This window comes from Pseudomonas sp. SIMBA_068 (assembly GCF_046534705.1).
In the GTDB taxonomy this organism is placed as follows: Bacteria; Pseudomonadota; Gammaproteobacteria; order Pseudomonadales; family Pseudomonadaceae; genus Aquipseudomonas; species Aquipseudomonas putida.
Genome location: NZ_JAWRYI010001738.1, coordinates 1 through 233, shown reverse-complemented (window position 1 = coordinate 233; position 233 = coordinate 1). Strand labels below are relative to the sequence as shown.

Annotated in this window: 1 pseudogene; it reads left to right on the top strand. The window is 55.4% G+C overall.

The annotated features are described in order from the left end of the window. Positions 1–233: pseudogene (locus tag SB756_RS35700) on the top strand (F0F1 ATP synthase subunit alpha); the annotation flags it as partial.

Below are 233 nucleotides of genomic sequence, written 5' to 3'. Positions count from 1 at the left end.
ATCGACAACGACGGTTTCTCACCGGTTGAAGTCATTGCACCTGGCGTTATCGACCGTCAGTCAGTCGACCAGCCGGTTCAGACCGGTTATAAGTCGGTCGATGCGATGATTCCAATCGGCCGTGGCCAGCGTGAGCTGATCATCGGTGACCGTCAGACCGGTAAAACCGCAATGGCGATCGATGCGATCATCAACCAGCGCGACTCAGGCATCAAGTGTGTCTACGTTGCGAT